Raw genomic sequence first — 17,109 nt, 5'->3', positions numbered from 1 at the left:
AAATGAAAATCAATTAGGTTAGTATTTAATACTAACCTAATTGATTGTTTATAAGAGAAACTTAAAATATAATAAATGAAGTTATTTAAAATTTTAATAGGAGCTGTTTTGTTATTTTCAGCTTGTAAATCAGTTAAATACCCTGATTTAGAAAACGGGCTTTACGCAGATATTCAAACCAATCGTGGTGATATTTTAATAAAGTTACATGATAAGGAGGTTCCTATGACTGTTGCAAACTTTGTCTCATTAGCAGAAGGAAGTAATCCTAAAATGACTGATTCTTTAAAAGGTAAACCATACTATGATGGAACAAAATTTCATAGAGTAATTAAGGATTTTATGATTCAAGGAGGTGATATAACAGGAACTGGAGCTGGAGATGCTGGATATAAGTTTGAAGATGAATTTCCTTTAGATGAAGAAGCTAAACTAATATATAAACATGACGGTCCTGGAGTGTTATCTATGGCTAATTCTGGACCAGCATCTAATTCAAGTCAGTTTTTTATTACACATAAAGAAACACCTTGGTTAAATGGAAAGCATACAGTATTTGGTATTGTTAAAATAGGGCAAAACATTGTAGATACGATTAAACAAAATGATTATATCAATAAAGTTGAAATCATAAGAGTAGGAAAAGAGGCAAAGAAATTTGATGCTCCTGTTGTTTTCGAAAGAGAAATAGCAAATATAGATCTTAGAAAGGAAGAAAGAAGAAAGGCTTTAGAAGAAAAGAAAAGAAAGTTTTTGGAAGAAAAGGGATTTTTTAAATCGAAAACAACTGATTCAGGGTTAAAGATTTTAGAGTTACAAAAAGGTAGTGGAAAGAAGGTTAATCCAGCAATACCAACAACAGTACACTATACACTGTATTTACAGAATGGAAAGAAAATAGACTCTAGTTTAGATAAAGGAAACCCATTTACTTTTACGATAGACGATCCAAACTTACCATTAATTGCAGGATGGAAAGAAGGAGTAAAAGGAATGAAAGAAGGAGATAAGAAAAGATTTTTTATACCATATTATCTAGGTTATGGAGAGAGAAGTTTAGGACCAATTCCTTCAAAGTCTGATTTAATTTTTGAAATAGAAGTATTAAAAGTAGGTAAATAGTTTTGTTAGATAGTATTATTCAAAAAGATAAAGAGCTTTTAATTTTTTTAAATAGCTTAGGTAGTGAACAATGGGATGGATTTTGGTTATTTATAACTAATCAATTTTCATGGATTCCTTTGTTTATTGTTATACTTATTTTAGTATTTAAGTATTTGGGGGTAAAGAAAGGACTATTTACCGTTGTGTTTATAGCATTATTGATTACTTTTTCTGATCAAATAACCAATGTAATTAGAGGGATTTTTGAAAGATTAAGGCCTAATAACGATCCTGAGATTAAAGATGTATTGAGAACATTAATAAGTCCTCAGAGTTTTAGCTTTACATCGGGGCATGCAACCACATCAACTGTAGTTACTGTTTTTATTATTATGTTATTAAAGGAATATACAGGTTATATTAAGTATTTAGTTTTATTTCCTTTAATTTTTGCTTATAGTAGGCTATATTTAGGAGTACATTTTCCAACAGATATACTATGTGGATTTATAAATGGTACAATAATAGGTTTCTCATCATACCATTTATATCAATATTTAAATAGAAAAATATTTAATTAATCTTTTTTATTATTGTAGTACAAGTACTTTGTACTATGGTAAACAGCATTTGTTAAACTATCCATTTTTTGATATAAATTTGGATAGTTTTTTTTGATATCTACTTTAGTATTACTCTTATCATTCATATTGTATAAATGATTGTAATCGCTTAAAACAGCTTTAGAGTATAGTAGAGAATCTTTTAAAACAGTGACAGCTGGCTCCCCTTTAATTTTTTGATATAAAAAGGCAAAATCAGCATTGCTATTTTCATTTAAAGCATCACTACCTAGTGTATAGTTCGTATAATCAATGTTAGCTAAACCAGCAGCTGTAGGTAATATATCAATTAAGTTAGTGTACTTCTTAATTGTAGCAGGCTTAATATATTTAGGCGCATGTATAAAAAATGGGACATTATGTAAGTTTAATTGATAGTCGTATAAATCTTTAAACTCATTAACATAGCTCATAGAAGTATTATGATCACCAAAAAATAGAAAAATAGTATTGTCATAATATCCAGATTCTTTTGCTCGTTTTAAAAATCTATCTACATTAAAATCTAAATAACGTAATGCATTTAGACGTTTAATACCATCAAAACCAGCTTTTTTAAGCAAAGAAGGAGTTATTTCGCTTTCTTTTAACGGTTTATAGCTTTCTTGTTGATCAGGAACTGTAAAAGGCATGTGGTTTGTAGCAGTCTGGATATAAGCTATAAATGGCTTATTTTCTTGATGTAGCTCTCTAAGCTCTATATCAGATTCTTTAAAAAGTTCATAATCATCAATCCCCCAAACATCAGCTCTTTTCTCTGTTCTAAAACTACCTTCTTCAAAAATCTTTAAACCATTTATATTCGATTGAAAAACACCTCTAATATTTGCCCAGTTAGCACTACCACCTAAGAAATATAGCTTTTCGTAGCCTTTAAATTGATCAAATATGATTCGCTGATTAATAATTCTTGGATTTCTTGATGCCGTTCTAATCCCATCTATGTCAGGTAAACCAGTAATACTAGCAAATACACTAGCGGCTGTTCCAGATTTATGAACATAAAAATTAGAAAAACTAACACTTTTTTCTATTAAACTATCTATTTTAGGAGTTGTATTTATTGGGTTTCCATAATAACTCATTGGTACAACACCTAGAGATTCTAACATAACAATTACTACATTAGGTTTACCTATCACTGTATCTTTTTTAGAATTTACTCTTTTAAAAGACAATTCTTTTTTAGGTAAGTTTAATTCTTTAGCGATTGATGGATAATACTTTTTTGCTTTTTCAATATCAAATCCTTCATTCCTAAACTTAAAGCTATCAAAAAAATATAAAACTGGATTTAAAGCAAATTGATTTACAGCAGTGTTTTTTGAAAAGAAAGCTTGACTCCAACGTAATGGGTAATGCGTGAAACTATTATAAATTCCAAAGGCAAATAATAATAAAGGAACAATAATGAAAAAAGCTTTTTTCTTTTTAGAACTAACCTCATTGTTAGTTTTAAATACATTGTATATCCATTTAGAGAATTTGTAAAGTATGTAAGTAAGTATAATAAAAGCAAACAATCCTTTAAATACAGGATAGCTTTCAAAAAGAACTTGTGTTGATATTTTTAAATTACTTAAAAATCGCAATGAAGCAGCGTCTAAACGAATATTTAAATAATCGTAATATCCAAAATCAAATAAATGAAATAAAGTAATAATTAGATAGGTGGCTACTATATATACTGTGCTAAAAACTGAATAAAAGCGACGTTTGAAAAAACGATAATTTACAATGAAAAGTAAGATTGCTAAAGGTAGAAAACTGATTGAAGCTAATTTAATATCAAATCGGAACCCTAATGAAAATGCTTTATATATTTCTGAAGGATCAGCTTTACTTAAGTCTGTAAAAAAATAAAAAAAGATTACTCTAAAAGCAAAGATGTATAAAAGTAAAAAAAAAGTATTTGTGAAAAGGAACTTAATGTAATTCGGAATTCTTTTTAGCATTCTTATATTAATTTATAAACGACAAAGATATTTAAATTTAAAAGCACTTATCATAGTTATTTTAGAATAAATACTTTATGGTCAAAAAAAAAGAACTCTTAAAATCAGAATTCTTTTTGCTTTAATAATAGGTCCCAAAAATCCTATTATTAATTTTTACTCTACTATATAAATATGTAACAAATGTATTGTAGATAAATTGTTCTTAGCGTTAAAGAAAATATAAAGTTTTTAGCGATGGTTCAGCTGGTTATGAAAAAAGAAAAAAGATAGCCCTTTTATGAACTATCTTTTGAATTGATGAGAGGTAGATAATAGTTATTTAGTTAATAAAGCTATGGATGGCTTTATAAGCATTGTTTTGATAGGTTATGTTTGTTAAATCTGGAAAAATTTCACTTTGGTCTACTACCGAACCAGTAAGGACATTTTCTTTACTAGCATAAAAAACACCATTTTTTAAATTTTCATTATTTATACCGTCAACAAATCGTTTAGCTCCTTTTTCTAAGCTATGAGATAAACCTAGTAGTGGCATAAAAATAGGCATTCCGATGTATTTAAATAAAATACGTTTAATAAAAGGAAGGTCATTCATACCATCGGTTCCTCTAGTTCCTCCTGGACTCATACTAATAAATTTGATTTCTGGATATTTTCTTGCCATTGCAGACATCCATAAGGTTCCTCCATATTTTATTACCCCATATACCTGCATAGCATCAAAGTTGTTTCCAAAGTAAGAACCGTCAAAAACTTTAATAAATTCATCTACAGATGAAGTTGTTAAATTAGGACGTTTCATACCAGTTTGCTTAATACCTCTTGCTGCTTCAGAACTAGCATATAAAGCAATATTTTTTAGTTTGTTTTCTTTTAATAGTTCATCTAATAAAACAACATGTCCTAAAAGGTTACTAGCAGTAATAGTGGTAACTCCTTCTTTGGTTAATTTTTCTGGAGTTTTTCCTCCAATACCACCTGCATTCATAATTAATGCATCTATAGGTTCATTTAATTGAGAAACTGCCTTTTTAACTGAATCAGGGTTTGAAACATCCATTATTAAAATTTCAAAAATGGATCTTCCTGTTAATTTTTCTAAAGATATTTTGGCAGCTTCCGCTTTTACTTTGTTTCTACAAGCTAAGTATATTTTTTCTGTGTCTTTTATTAGTGCTAATTGTCTTGCTGTATCTTTACCAATACCAGTATTGGCACCAGTAATCATTATAATTTTATTTGTTTTCATTATTCGGTATATTTTTTCTTAATTCTTTTAAAGTTTTCTTTGTTTACATTCTCACCAGTAAGAACATGATGTTCTACTGCTAATAAATAATCTGCGATGTCTCGTTTAAATTTCCCTTTAGCAAACCATCCTAAAAAAGCGGGTTTGGTTCTTATAACCATCGTCATTTTTAATATAGATGAGTTGTCCGTAACAGGTGTTACTTTGTAAATTCCGTAGCTATATTCATTGTTTAAAGGAATTCCTCCTGTTTGTGATATTAGTACTTTGAAAGTATAATTTTTAGCATCAAAACTTATTTGTTTTTCTTCTAAGAACTTTGTTCCAGCTTCATTAAAATTACATCTCCTCGAAGCATTTTCTCCACCAGTAATATGACCTTGGTTATAGTTAGAACTTACTATTTTGGGGTGAGAGTTGGCTATAGCTCCAAAGTCTTCTCCTACGACTTTCCATACTCTTTCGGCGGAAGCGTTTATGTTTCTTTCTACAGAAAAAGAGATTGTTTTTTTATCCGTTTTTTGAGCGAATGCATTTTGACCAATTATTATTACTAATGCTAGTGATAATGTTTTAAATATTGTTTTCATAAGGTTAATGTTTAATATTTTTCTCTGTAAATGTTGAAAAGAATTAGTCCTATAATTCCCAAAACGAATTCTAAACCAGTGGCTTTAACTAATCCATCAACAGGGAAGCCATCTATAAGAATACTGATAGCTCTTCCAATTCCAAGAGAAAGAAATAATGTAAATGCTATAAGGGTAGAGGTAAAGGTTAATTTTCTAATGAATACACCTAGAATAGTTATTAAGGCAACTGCAAGAATTAAAGCACTAGATGCTCTAACGTCATTTATTATACTTGTACTTTGAGAGATATCTATCCCTGCACTTGCTTTCATAGCTACAGGAGCAAAAAGAGTAGCGCCTCCTATAAAAGTTAATAATAATCCAGAGATGATTAAAAATAGTTTTAATACTTTCGAATTTTCCATGATATTGTTCTTTTTGTTGTTTAGAACAAAGGTCATGTAAAGGAAGAGGTTTGTTATCTCGTTTTAGTTCAAAGACATCTCATTTTAGTCCAATCGATATTCTGAGGGAGATTTACCATAAATATTGGTAAAATTTCTATTGAAAGTAGCTAAAGAATCGAAACCAACATCATAAGCAATATCTGAAATACGATCATTTTTTGCTTTTAATAGTGTAGCAGCTTTTTCAATTTTCTTCTTTGCTATATATTTTTTAGGGCTATCGTTAAATACTGCTTTAAACTTTCTTTTAAAAGAAGAGGTGCTTAAATGACAAAGTGCAGCTAATTCATCTAAGGACAGGTTAGCATACAAATTATGATGTATGGTAGATTTAAAACTTATTTCATTAGGTTTGAATAAAGCTGCTAAAAAATCTAAATGAGAAGGGGCTTCTTGAGATTTAGATATTAATAAAATAAATTCTTTAAGCTTAGTTTTTATAATGCTTTCATCGGCCAATTCAGGATTATCTAATAAAATATTAATACTCTCTTTGTAGTTTTCTAGTAAACGATCTACTTGAATTTGTTTTACGTTAAAATCAACAGTATAATTTGAGTTTGAGATGTCAAATTCAAAAAGATCTTTGACAAGAGATGGATAAAGGAAAATACCAATAGACTCAATACCTTCATCACAATTATGAGGTTCTTTACTTGGTTCAAAGAAATAATTTAAGCATTTAGCCAACATTGAAGTTTTTTTATTCAATGTTAAATAATCTTCAGAAGATCTTACATTAACTTCCCCTTTGTTTACAAACATAAAACAAGCTTCATCTTCCATATATTCTTTTAAAGTTCTATTAAAAGAGGGCATGGATAGTTTTATAAATACAACTCTGTCTTTGTAAGTAATAATCTGTTCTTTAAATTCCATTTATAGTAGAAGGATAGTTAATTTTCTTTAAAAGAATTTGCTCAATGCTAAATTAATAAATAGAAAATAAAATTAGCTTTTGTGTGTCAAATTAATGGATAGTTTTGGCCATTGCTTACTCCATTCTTTTTTTTGAATCCTGTCATTATAAATCTTAAGGTTAAATTTTGGAGTCGGAGTAACTATAAGGTTAAAAAGATCTTCTAAGCCATGAGGTGCTATATATTCAATTTTATTTTTTTGAGTTATCCTTATAGCTATTGAAGTAGCAGTTTCTGGCCAAAAAGAAATAGCTTCTTCACAGTTCGTATATGAAGTGTGATTATTTCTAATATGCATTCTTGACTGATTTTTTACAGACCAGTTTAATTCGGGGTCTATCATTTTTAATTGATTTTCAATTAATAAATCATACTCTTTAGAAGAATTGCTTTTATCAAAATGTATAATGTCAATATCGTTCAACTTTGTTCGCTGATAGCCATGTTTTTCGTCCCAAATTTTATTTCTGATAAATCCAGCACCAATCCAACAGTCGTTTAAATTTAAACTTCTAACAATTTTTAAAATAGAAATCATCCAAGCATCATTTTCTATAATTTGAATTAACTCGTTTTCTAATTTCATTTAAATATTTGTAGAGATTGATAAAAAAGCCTCTTTTGATATGAAACAAAAGAGGCTTTAAATTTATAATTTTAACCTAAAAAGGTATTTATATTATTTAATTAACTCGTAGCTACGCTTAATAAAGTTTGTTAACTCTTCACCGTGTAACAAGTTTTGAGATAATTTAGCTAAATCAAATGCTTGAGTAGTTAAACGCTTTTGGTCTTCTTCGCTAGCGTTTAAGATATCAGAAATTAATGGGTGATTTGTGTTTACAATTAAATTGTACATTTCTGGTAAATTACCCATTCCCATCATTCCTCCACCTCCAGAAGCTTGCATCTCTTTCATACGACGCATAAATTCTGGTACTGTAATTAAGAAAGGAGAACTAGAAGAATCCATTGATTCTAACTGAACTGTATAACTTGAATTGTTTACAGCTCCTTCGATAACTGGCTTTAATTTCTCTTTTTCTTCATCAGAAAGCTTAGAAATAACTGTATCATCTTTTTTGATTAAGTTATCAATATGATCAGCATCTACACGAGTAAATTGAACTTTTGTATCACCAGAAGTTTCTAATTTTTGCATTAAGTGCGATACGATAGGAGAGTCTAATAATAAAACTTCATATCCTTTTGCTTTTGCATCTTGAATATAAGAGTGTTGAGCATCTTTATTAGCTGCATATAAAATTACATGGTTTCCATCTTTATCAGTCTGAGCATCTTTTGTTTTTTCGATTAACTCATCAAAAGTGAAAAATGTATCATCTACAGTTGGGTATAAGGCAAACTTTTTAGCTTTATCGAAGAATTTCTCTTCAGATAACATTCCGTATTCGATGATCACTTTAATATCGTTCCATTTTTTCTCAAAATCCTCACGGTCTTTTTTGAATAATGAACTTAATTTATCAGCTACCTTTTTAGTAATGTAACCAGAGATTTTCTTAACTGCACCATCAGCTTGTAAATAAGAACGAGATACGTTTAATGGAATGTCTGGAGAATCGATAACTCCTTTTAACATTTGTAAGAAATCTGGTACAATTCCCTCTACGTTATCCGTTACAAAAACTTGGTTTTGATATAATTGAATTTTATCCTTTTGCATATCTAAGTTTTGAGATAACTTAGGGAAGAATAAAATTCCTGTTAAATTAAATGGATAATCTACGTTTAAGTGAATGTGGAATAAAGATTCCTCGAATTGCATTGGATACAATTCTCTGTAGAAATTAGTATAATCTTCAGCTTCTAAATCAGCAGGCTTTTTAGTCCAAGCTGGATTTGTATTGTTGATAATGTTATCAACTTCAATTTGTTTATGTGGCTCAGTAGTTTCTTTACCGTCTTTATCAGTTATTGTTTGTGGTGTAAAATCTGGATCGTTAACTTTCTTTGTTCCAAATTTAATTGGCACTTGGTTAAAACGGTTATACTTGTTTAATAAACCTGAGATTTTACTTTCTTCTAAAAATTCAGTAGAATCGTCAGCAATATGTAAGATAATTTCTGTACCTCTATCTGCTTTGTCGTGCTCAACTAAAGTAAACTCAGGAGAACCATCACAAGTCCAATGAGCAGCTGGTTCATCTTTAAAAGACTTTGTAATTAATTCAACTTTATCAGCTACCATAAATGCTGAGTAAAAACCTAAACCAAAGTGACCAATTACACCAGTTTCATTTTTATCATCTTTATATTTATCTAAGAACTCTTCAGCTCCTGAAAATGCAATTTGATTAATATATTTTTCAACCTCATCAGCTGTCATACCTAAACCTTGATCTTTAATAGTTAAAGTTTTGGCATCTTTATCAATACTGATTTCAATTTTAGCGTCACCTAATTCAGTCTTAGCCTCACCAATTGAAATAAGGTGTTTTAATTTTGTTGTTGCGTCAGTTCCGTTAGAAATTAACTCACGTAAGAAGATTTCGTGATCAGAATACAAGAATTTTTTAATCAGTGGAAATATATTTTCTACCGATACATTAATGTTTCCTTTGCTCATAATTATATATTTTGTTTGATATTATTTTCTGATAATTGATTAGTCAAAAAAAATACCAAAACTATTCTTGTGACAAGATGACATAAAAAACGCCAACTTAAAATGTTGGCGTCTTTAAAATTTATATAATTTCTAATTTTTTAAATATTTCGTAACATTTCAGTTGTGTTTTTATTTTTCCATGTTCCACCTGTAAAATCTGGTACTTTAACAGATGAGCTATTTTGTGCGACAGATAATTCAGATAGGGGAGTTATAGAACTCCATAAAACACTATCATATACATTAATATCTAAAGGTAATCCCTTATTTAGACACTTAATTAAGCGATAAATCATTACAAAATCCATTCCTCCATGTCCTACAGAGTTATCAGAAATTTGAGTTTTTAGTTTATCCCATAAAGGATGATTGTACTTTTCTCGATACTCATTGTATTTCTCTTTCTCAAGCCATTTATGTCCCCACCATGCTAATTCATCTTCATTAATATAAAGTTTAGAAGGATAGCCTTCATGTACAGCTTTCGTTCCTACAACTGTGTTTAGTCTGTCATAAGGTCTACCAGAATGCACATCAAACTGTAGCATGATGCTTTTACCTAATTTGGTTTTTATCATGGTAGTATTCATATCTCCACACTTAACGTTTGAAAATTTATTGATTCCAGCACGTTTTGCAGCATCACTTAAACTTTTTTCTCGAGAACTCATAGATACTACATGGTCATAGGTATCTCCACGACCAATATCCATATATTGACTTATAGGACCTAAACCATGAGTGGTATAAAAATTACCATCTTTATTTAAATGATGTTTAATTCTCCATTGATCCTCATAATATTTTTCATCCAGTAGGTGTTTACGTAAATCATGTATATAAGCTCCTTCAGCATGTGTTAAATCGCCAAAAATTCCTTGATTAATCATATTTAAAACCCAAAGTTCTTCTCCATTAAAACAGCAGTTTTCCATCATCATACAATGTTTCTGGGTACGTTCTGCGGTTTCAATTATTTTCCAACAATCTTCAAGAGTATAAGCTATAGGAACTTCACAAGCAATATGTTTGCCTTTTTCCATTCCATAAATAGCCATAGGAGTATGTAATTCCCATGGAGTAGCAATGATTAATAAATCAATATCATCTCTATTTACTAATTTTTTCCATTCATTAGGATTTCCATAATAAGCTTGTGCAGTTTTATTATGTGTTTTTTGTAAATGTTCGTTTAGTTTATCGGTTTTTTCTTTTCGTAAATCTGAAACAGCTACAATTTCTGCATCATTATTTTTTACCAACCAATCAAACATTTGTATTAAAACCTGACCTCGATTTCCACAGCCTATAATTCCAACTTTAACCTTATCTATTTTGGAAGCTGTTAAGCCAAAAGCTGTTCCTTTTGCTTTTGAATTGGATAATGAGATTGTTTTTTCTTCAATTTCGTTTTTACAAGAAATAGCTGATGATAGGCCTAAAAATACAGCGGCTTTGGTTGAAAGGGACAAAAAGTCTTTTCTATTCACAATGAGTTGATTAGTGTTAGTTGTAAAAATATCAATAAATTGCTACTTTTACAAGCTGTAAATTTGCTAACAATTTAAAAAATCAACATAAAAATTATGTATAGTTCAAAAATAACGGGATTAGGGTATTATGTTCCAGAGAATGTAGTTACTAATGAAGATTTAAAACAATGGATGGATACTAGTGATGAGTGGATTCAGGAAAGAACAGGTATCAAAGAACGTCGTTGGATTGACCCAAAAAACTCTGATGATTCTACTTCTGTTATGGGAGCTAAGGCTGCAAAGATTGCCATAGAAAGAGCTGGATTAACTAAAGATGATATTGACTTTATCATTTTTGCTACTTTAAGCCCTGAATTATATTTTCCAGGAGGAGGAGTACAAATCCAAGATTTACTTGATATGCCTACAATTGGAGCATTAGATGTACGTAATCAATGTTCTGGTTTTATATATTCTATGTCTGTTGCAGATCAATTTATTAAAACTGGGATGTACAAAAATATCTTAGTTATTGGTTCTGAAAACCATTCAGGAGGTTTAGAACGTTCTACACGTGGTAGAGGAGTGACTGTAATTTTTGGTGATGGGGCAGGAGCTGCTGTTCTTTCTCGTTGTGAAGAAGAAGGAAAAGGAATTTTATCTTCTCATTTACATTCTGAAGGTAAACATGCTAGAGAGTTAATGTTAGAAGGACCTTCTACTGGGCGTTGGGTACCAGAAATTTTAGAGAAAAATGATCCAGATGATGTTTCTTATTACCCATATATGAATGGTCAGTTTGTATTTAAACATGCTGTAGTTCGTTTTTCTGAAGCAATTGTTGAAGGTTTACAAGCAAATGGATTACAAAAAGAAGACATTGATATGTTAATTCCTCACCAAGCGAATTTACGTATTGCGCAGTTTATTCAAAAGAAGTTCCAGCTTTCTGATGATAAAGTGTATAATAATATTATGAAATATGGTAATACTACTGCTGCTTCTGTTATTATTGCTTTAACTGAAGCTTGGGAAGAAGGTAAAATAAAAGATAATGATTTAGTAGTATTAGCTGCCTTTGGTAGTGGATTTACTTGGGGATCTGTTGTGATTCGTTGGTAATGAACTAATAAATATTAATAAAACAAAAAACCGAAGTTTGAAACTTCGGTTTTTTTATTTTAAAACATACCTCCTTGGGATTCATTATCATCTCTATATTTTCTATCTTTTCTTTTGTTTTTACTACTTCCAAAGTTATATGAAAAGCCTAGATATATTGAATCGTATTCTAAAATATATTTTCCTTTTTGGTTGAATGGATTGTTAGTAGTGTAATTAAAATTAACGTTATTGAAAATATCTGTACCTCTAAGACTAATTTTTCCTTTTCCATCAAGTACTTTTAATCGGGCACCAATATTTACCATTGTATATGGTTGAACAGTGTATTGAATATTTTCACTTTTACCTCTGTAAATTGTAGAAAACTGAAAACTTAGTTTTTTAGAAGCTTTAAAAGAGTTGCTAATTCGAGCTTTTGTTATTGTATTTTTAATTGTTTCAAATTGATTGTTTAATATACCTTGAGAATCTTGAATATAGGTTTCAAAAGAAGGTCTTAAAGTCCACCATTTTATAGGTTTGAAACTACCAGAAAGTTCTACTCCATAGCTGTCAGCAAAATCATAATTGGTAAAAGAAGAAATTGATTTGTCAGGATTTAGAGCATCTCTTTCAAGAATTCTTCCAATTTTATCATTTGTTCTTCTATAGAAAGTACCCAAAGAAATATATCCTTTGGTAATTGTTTTAGTGTAGTTTAATTCTACAGAATTGGTAAATTGAGGGGTTAGGTTTCTATTTCCTCTAGCAATAGTCAAAGGAGAGGCCCATTCTTGAATAGGAGTCACTTGATAAGCCGAAGGACGATCAACTCTTCTGCTATAGGCTAGTTGTATATTATCTTTTTCGCTAAGAGAATAGTTTAATGAAGCTGAAGGATAAATATTGAAGAGATTATCTTTTAACTTTGTGTTTCCTTGATTAGTATTGAAAAATGAAGCATCTAAATTAAATTGCTCAACTCTAACTCCTATTTGAAATGCAATCTTTTCATATTCTTTATTAAAATTGAAGTATCCAGAATAAATTGAACGATCATAATCTAAAGAGGTGTTTCCGATAGGTTGTAATATAGGAGTACTAGTTGTTTGTACTTCTTGATCGGTTATTATTTTGTTGTAAAAATTTTGCTTTCTATATTCTAAACCAAATTCGATTTTACCAGATTCAATAGGCATAGTATAATCGATATTGAATAACCATAATTTTCTAGTATCCACGATATCATTGGTATAATTATTTTCTTTTGAGCTACTGTCAATTAATTCGGAATTGATTGTGTTTTCTGGGTTGTTTGTGCTAGAATAGTTAAACTCTAATTCTAAACTTTGTCCTTTCTTATCAAAATTATACACGTAATCAATATTATATGTTTCGTCTTTTTGTTTGTATTTTGAAAAGCGTTGATTGTTAAATTGTATATTGGAATTTTGAGTTACGAGTGTGTTTGTGGCTAAACTATTATTATCAAAATTTTGGTCGGTGTAAAGAGATAGTATGCTTTTAGAGTTTAGATTTATATCTACTCCAAATTTTAAAAAGTGACTGTTAGAATTGTTTAAAAAATCAATGTCTTGTAATAAATCTTTATCTGTTCTTTGTAGATTGTTAAATGTTTCATAATCTCCCCAACTAGTACTATAGTTAGCATAAAAATTTGTAATACCTACTTTATAGTTTGTATTTAAAGCAATTTCTGGTTTGGTGTTTCTACTGTGTTTTATACCAATTGTAATACCTCCATTAAAGCCAATTGCGGTGTTTTTTTTAAGGATTATATTAATTATACCACTCATGCCTTCTGGATTAAATTTAGCAGAAGGATTTGTGATTATTTCAATGCTTTTTACTGAGCTGGAAGGAAGTTGTTTTAAAAGTTGCTCAGTATTAATATTTGAAGGTTTTCCGTTGATTAAAACACTAACATTTTCATTTCCTCTAAGGCTAACTGTACCAGAAAGATGATCTATGTCAATGGAAGGGATATTTTCTAACATTTCCAAAGAGCTAGCTCCTGTAGCTATTAAGTCATTATTTACATTGATAATTTTTCTATCAATTTTTTGGATTACTGTAGAAGATTCTGCTTGTATTTCAACTTCATTTAGTTGGTTATTGTTTTCTTGTAAATATATAGTACCTATATTGTATTTTATATCCTTATCGGTTAAATCAATACTTTTAACTAAAGTTTTATATCCTATAAACTGAAAACTTAAAAATAGTTTGGTTTTTGGAAGTTTAGATAAAGTAAAATATCCTTCATCATTAGTTATGGCACCTGTAACTATAGTGCCGTTTTTAGATTTACAAGTAATAGTTGCATAGGGGATACTAGCCTTGTTTTTGGAATTTATAACTTTACCTGTGATTTTTTGTTCTTGCGCATAATTACTAATTGCTATGACAGCAAAAAGTATAGTTAATAACAATTTTTTCATATTCGGGGAACTAATCTTATTAGAAAGCTAAATATAAAAAAAACCAAGGTAATATTACCTTGGTTTTTTTTATATTATGAGGAATGATTTTACATGAAACCGCCACCGCCACTTTTTTCATTGTTATCTCTATTTCTTCTACGTTTTGCTTTGTTTTTACCTCCACCAAATCTATAGTTAAATCCAATATAAGTAGTTCTACTTTCCCATTTAAAACGTCCGTTTTGAACAAATGGATTCGTTGAATCAAACTTGAATCTCATTGTGTTGAAAATATCATTTACTCTAAAAGTAAAGTTTCCTTTTCCTTTAAGTACACTATAGTTAGCACCTAAGTTAACCATTGTCATTGGATCTACGTCCCATTGTATGTCTTGTCTTGGTCCTCTGTACATGGCAAATAATTGTAAACGTAATTTTTTTGATATTGTAAAGCTATTACTAATTCTAGCATTAAAGATTTCAGTGGTAACTTCTCTTCTTGGAGCAGCTGGATTACTTACATCATTAGTTCCAAATTGTTTTTGAGAATAGAAATCCATACTTGCATTTGCTCTCCACCATTTAGCAATTCTATAGTTTGTAGAGAATTCAACTCCATATGCATTTGTATCGTCAAAGTTAGCATATGTTAATATTTGTCTATTTGGATCAGCTGAATCTTCGTAAGTAGCTCTATTTATTACATCATTAATGTTTCTATAAAAAGTTCCAAATGTTAATGATCCTCCTTTTATTCTTCTTGTATAGTTTATTTCTAACGAATTTGTAAACTGAGGAACTAAGTTAGGATTACCTTGTGATGTAATTAAAGGAGTACTCCATTCTCTAATTGGGTTTACTTGACCAATACCAGGTCTATCAACTCTTCTACTATAACTTAATTGGAATTGATTTTTTTCGCTTGGGTTAAAAGTGAAAAATGCTGATGGATATACAGTGAATATTTTATCTGTAACAGTAGCTGTTGGTTGTGTTACTTGGTTGAAAACTCCTTTAATTTCGTAGTTCTCTAAACGAGCACCTAATTGCATGGTAACTTTACCAAACTTATGTCCATAGTTTACATATCCAGAAAAAATATCTCTATCATAAGTAAATGAAGAATTATTAAATCCAACTTGAGTAGTTAAGTTTGTGTTATCAGTTTTATTTACTCTATACTCTAATCCTAATTCTAATTTACCATTTTTAGAAACTGGATTCGTATAGTCTAAATTAATTAATGTATTGTTTCTGTCATTATTAATATTATTAATATAGTCTTGTTGAGAACCTAATAAAAAGTCATTTTCTAATAAATTAGGAGACTCATTCTTAGAATAAGTAGCTTCAAATTCTATATTGTGACCTTTCTTTTCAAAATCAAGTTTATAGTTAATGTTATAAGTTTGATTATGGCTGTCTGATGTTTGACTGTTAGGTGCATGTACAACTAAGTTACCTGCTCCATCAAAAATTTGAGCACGTCCAGTAGCTTTACTATCAAACCAATTTTGAGTAGTATAAAATGATAAAGTATTTTTCTCATTTAAATAGATGTCAGCACCAAATTTTAAAAGATGTGATTGGTTGTCGTTTTTAAAAATAAAATCTTGATTGTTTACAGTAGGTCTGTTTACATAACCAAAATTGTATCGATCTCCACCGTTAAAACCATAGTTTCCAAAAAAGTTAACTTTACCAGTTTTGTAGTTCATATTAGTAGAAGCATTGTAACGTACATAGTGTCCAACTTCAAGTCCAGTATTAACAGAACCATTGAATCCCATGTTTGCATTTTTGTTCAATACAATATTAATAATACCACTCATTCCTTCTGGATTGTATTTTGCTGAAGGATTGGTAATTAATTCAACACTTTTAATAGAGGTAGATGGAATTTGTTTTAATAATTGAGATGCTGGAATATTTGTTGGTTTTCCATCAACTAATACACGTACATTCTCATTACCACGTAAACTAATGTTACCAGTTTGACTATCTACACTTACAGATTGTACATTGTTTAGTAATTCAGAAGCAGTTGCTCCTGCAGAAGTTAAATCTTTTCCTACGTTAATTACTTTTCTATCTACTTTTTGAGTAACAGATGATGTTTCAGCTCTAACTTCAACTTCATCTAAAGTAGTAGAGTCTTCGGTTAAAGGAATAGTTCCTAAGTTAATTTTTCTTCTTTTGCTATTTATAAGAATAGGTTTACTAACAGTTTTGTATCCAATAAATTGAACTTCTACTATATTTTTACCTTCTGGGATGTTATTTACAGAAAAAGTACCATTATCATTAGTAATTCCTCCTGTTAAAATTTTGTTGGCAGTATCTTTGATTATTATATTTACGTAAGGAAGTGGTTCTTTTGTTGTTTGGTCGATGACTTTACCAGAAACGGAACCAGGTTTTGGTAATTTACCTTTAGGCATTTGTGCAAATAAATTTACACTAAATACTGTTAAAAGTATAAGTAATATGTTTCTCATTTTGTTTGTTTTTGAATTGTTTAGATGCATAATAGACTATTAGCCCATTACTTTTGTTACTTC

General features: G+C 29.5%; 13 protein-coding genes. 3 read left to right on the top strand and 10 right to left on the bottom strand.

The window, feature by feature from the left end; translation table 11 throughout:
• Positions 1–75: 75 nt before the first annotated feature.
• Together MHN29_RS07630 and MHN29_RS07625 are read left to right on the top strand one after the other, a co-directional pair.
• Positions 76–1,122 carry a peptidylprolyl isomerase gene (locus MHN29_RS07630; protein ID WP_235273928.1) on the top strand — a complete coding sequence of 349 codons (1,047 nt, stop codon included), beginning with the start codon at positions 76–78 and terminating at the stop codon, positions 1,120–1,122.
• Between the two features lie 2 nt (positions 1,123–1,124).
• Positions 1,125–1,685, top strand: coding sequence for a phosphatase PAP2 family protein (locus MHN29_RS07625; RefSeq protein ID WP_235273927.1), 561 nt, complete (start codon positions 1,125–1,127; stop codon positions 1,683–1,685).
• Here MHN29_RS07625 and MHN29_RS07620 read toward each other — a convergent pair.
• The 8 genes from MHN29_RS07620 to MHN29_RS07585 form a co-directional block, all read right to left on the bottom strand.
• The gene (locus tag MHN29_RS07620; RefSeq protein WP_235273926.1) at positions 1,682–3,682 is read right to left on the bottom strand and encodes an LTA synthase family protein; all 2,001 of its coding nucleotides are present in this window, start codon (positions 3,680–3,682) and stop codon (positions 1,682–1,684) included. The two genes, MHN29_RS07625 and MHN29_RS07620, sit on opposite strands and share 4 nt — an antisense overlap.
• A 322-nt stretch (positions 3,683–4,004) precedes the next feature.
• Positions 4,005–4,934: an SDR family NAD(P)-dependent oxidoreductase gene (locus MHN29_RS07615; protein WP_235273925.1), complete on the bottom strand. Its 930-nt coding sequence runs from the start codon at positions 4,932–4,934 to the stop codon at positions 4,005–4,007.
• Entirely contained in the window at positions 4,934–5,524 is a 591-nt protein-coding gene (locus MHN29_RS07610) for an SRPBCC family protein (protein WP_235273924.1), read from the bottom strand. Before MHN29_RS07610 ends, MHN29_RS07615 begins: the two co-directional genes overlap by 1 nt.
• A gap of 11 nt (positions 5,525–5,535) precedes the next feature.
• Positions 5,536–5,931, bottom strand: coding sequence for a DUF4345 domain-containing protein (locus MHN29_RS07605; protein WP_235273923.1), 396 nt, complete (start codon positions 5,929–5,931; stop codon positions 5,536–5,538).
• An 84-nt stretch (positions 5,932–6,015) separates the two neighbouring features.
• On the bottom strand, positions 6,016–6,852 hold the full coding sequence (locus MHN29_RS07600) for an AraC family transcriptional regulator (protein ID WP_235273922.1): 837 nt from the start codon (positions 6,850–6,852) through the stop codon (positions 6,016–6,018).
• A 72-nt stretch (positions 6,853–6,924) separates the two neighbouring features.
• Positions 6,925–7,479 carry a nucleotidyltransferase family protein gene (locus MHN29_RS07595; RefSeq protein ID WP_235273921.1) on the bottom strand — a complete coding sequence of 185 codons (555 nt, stop codon included), beginning with the start codon at positions 7,477–7,479 and terminating at the stop codon, positions 6,925–6,927.
• Positions 7,480–7,572: 93 nt separating this feature from the next.
• On the bottom strand, positions 7,573–9,483 hold the full coding sequence (gene htpG / locus MHN29_RS07590; RefSeq protein WP_235273920.1) for a molecular chaperone HtpG: 1,911 nt from the start codon (positions 9,481–9,483) through the stop codon (positions 7,573–7,575).
• A gap of 140 nt (positions 9,484–9,623) precedes the next feature.
• Entirely contained in the window at positions 9,624–11,015 is a 1,392-nt protein-coding gene (locus MHN29_RS07585) for a Gfo/Idh/MocA family oxidoreductase (RefSeq protein ID WP_235273919.1), read from the bottom strand.
• Between the two features lie 96 nt (positions 11,016–11,111).
• Between MHN29_RS07585 and MHN29_RS07580 the strand changes: the two genes are divergently transcribed.
• Positions 11,112–12,122: a 3-oxoacyl-ACP synthase III family protein gene (locus MHN29_RS07580; protein WP_235273918.1), complete on the top strand. Its 1,011-nt coding sequence runs from the start codon at positions 11,112–11,114 to the stop codon at positions 12,120–12,122.
• 59 nt (positions 12,123–12,181) lie between these two features.
• Here MHN29_RS07580 and MHN29_RS07575 read toward each other — a convergent pair whose 3' ends face one another.
• Both MHN29_RS07575 and MHN29_RS07570 read right to left on the bottom strand, forming a co-directional pair.
• A complete protein-coding gene (locus MHN29_RS07575; protein ID WP_235273917.1) occupies positions 12,182–14,566 on the bottom strand; it encodes a TonB-dependent receptor domain-containing protein in 2,385 nt (794 codons plus the stop codon).
• An 89-nt stretch (positions 14,567–14,655) separates the two neighbouring features.
• Complete coding sequence (locus tag MHN29_RS07570) at positions 14,656–17,046, bottom strand: TonB-dependent receptor domain-containing protein (RefSeq protein WP_235273916.1); 2,391 nt, start codon at positions 17,044–17,046, stop codon at positions 14,656–14,658.
• Positions 17,047–17,109: the final 63 nt, after the last annotated feature.

It is taken from the genome of Tenacibaculum sp. Cn5-46 (assembly GCF_022347705.1).
GTDB lineage: Bacteria > Bacteroidota > Bacteroidia > Flavobacteriales > Flavobacteriaceae > Polaribacter > Polaribacter aiptasiae.
This window is presented reverse-complemented; position numbering and strand designations above follow the sequence as displayed.

What these genes read in the sequence shown, in the direction of transcription:
- MHN29_RS07620 (WP_235273926.1), bottom strand. Translation starts at nt 3,682, where the DNA reads ATGCTAAAAAGAATTCCGAATTACATTAAGTTCCTTTTCACAAATACT.
- MHN29_RS07630 (WP_235273928.1), top strand. Translation starts at nt 76, where the DNA reads ATGAAGTTATTTAAAATTTTAATAGGAGCTGTTTTGTTATTTTCAGCT.
- MHN29_RS07580 (WP_235273918.1), top strand. Translation starts at nt 11,112, where the DNA reads ATGTATAGTTCAAAAATAACGGGATTAGGGTATTATGTTCCAGAGAAT.
- MHN29_RS07610 (WP_235273924.1), bottom strand. Translation starts at nt 5,524, where the DNA reads ATGAAAACAATATTTAAAACATTATCACTAGCATTAGTAATAATAATT.
- MHN29_RS07600 (WP_235273922.1), bottom strand. Translation starts at nt 6,852, where the DNA reads ATGGAATTTAAAGAACAGATTATTACTTACAAAGACAGAGTTGTATTT.
- MHN29_RS07595 (WP_235273921.1), bottom strand. Translation starts at nt 7,479, where the DNA reads ATGAAATTAGAAAACGAGTTAATTCAAATTATAGAAAATGATGCTTGG.
- MHN29_RS07605 (WP_235273923.1), bottom strand. Translation starts at nt 5,931, where the DNA reads ATGGAAAATTCGAAAGTATTAAAACTATTTTTAATCATCTCTGGATTA.
- htpG (WP_235273920.1), bottom strand. Translation starts at nt 9,483, where the DNA reads ATGAGCAAAGGAAACATTAATGTATCGGTAGAAAATATATTTCCACTG.
- MHN29_RS07570 (WP_235273916.1), bottom strand. Translation starts at nt 17,046, where the DNA reads ATGAGAAACATATTACTTATACTTTTAACAGTATTTAGTGTAAATTTA.
- MHN29_RS07575 (WP_235273917.1), bottom strand. Translation starts at nt 14,566, where the DNA reads ATGAAAAAATTGTTATTAACTATACTTTTTGCTGTCATAGCAATTAGT.
- MHN29_RS07615 (WP_235273925.1), bottom strand. Translation starts at nt 4,934, where the DNA reads ATGAAAACAAATAAAATTATAATGATTACTGGTGCCAATACTGGTATT.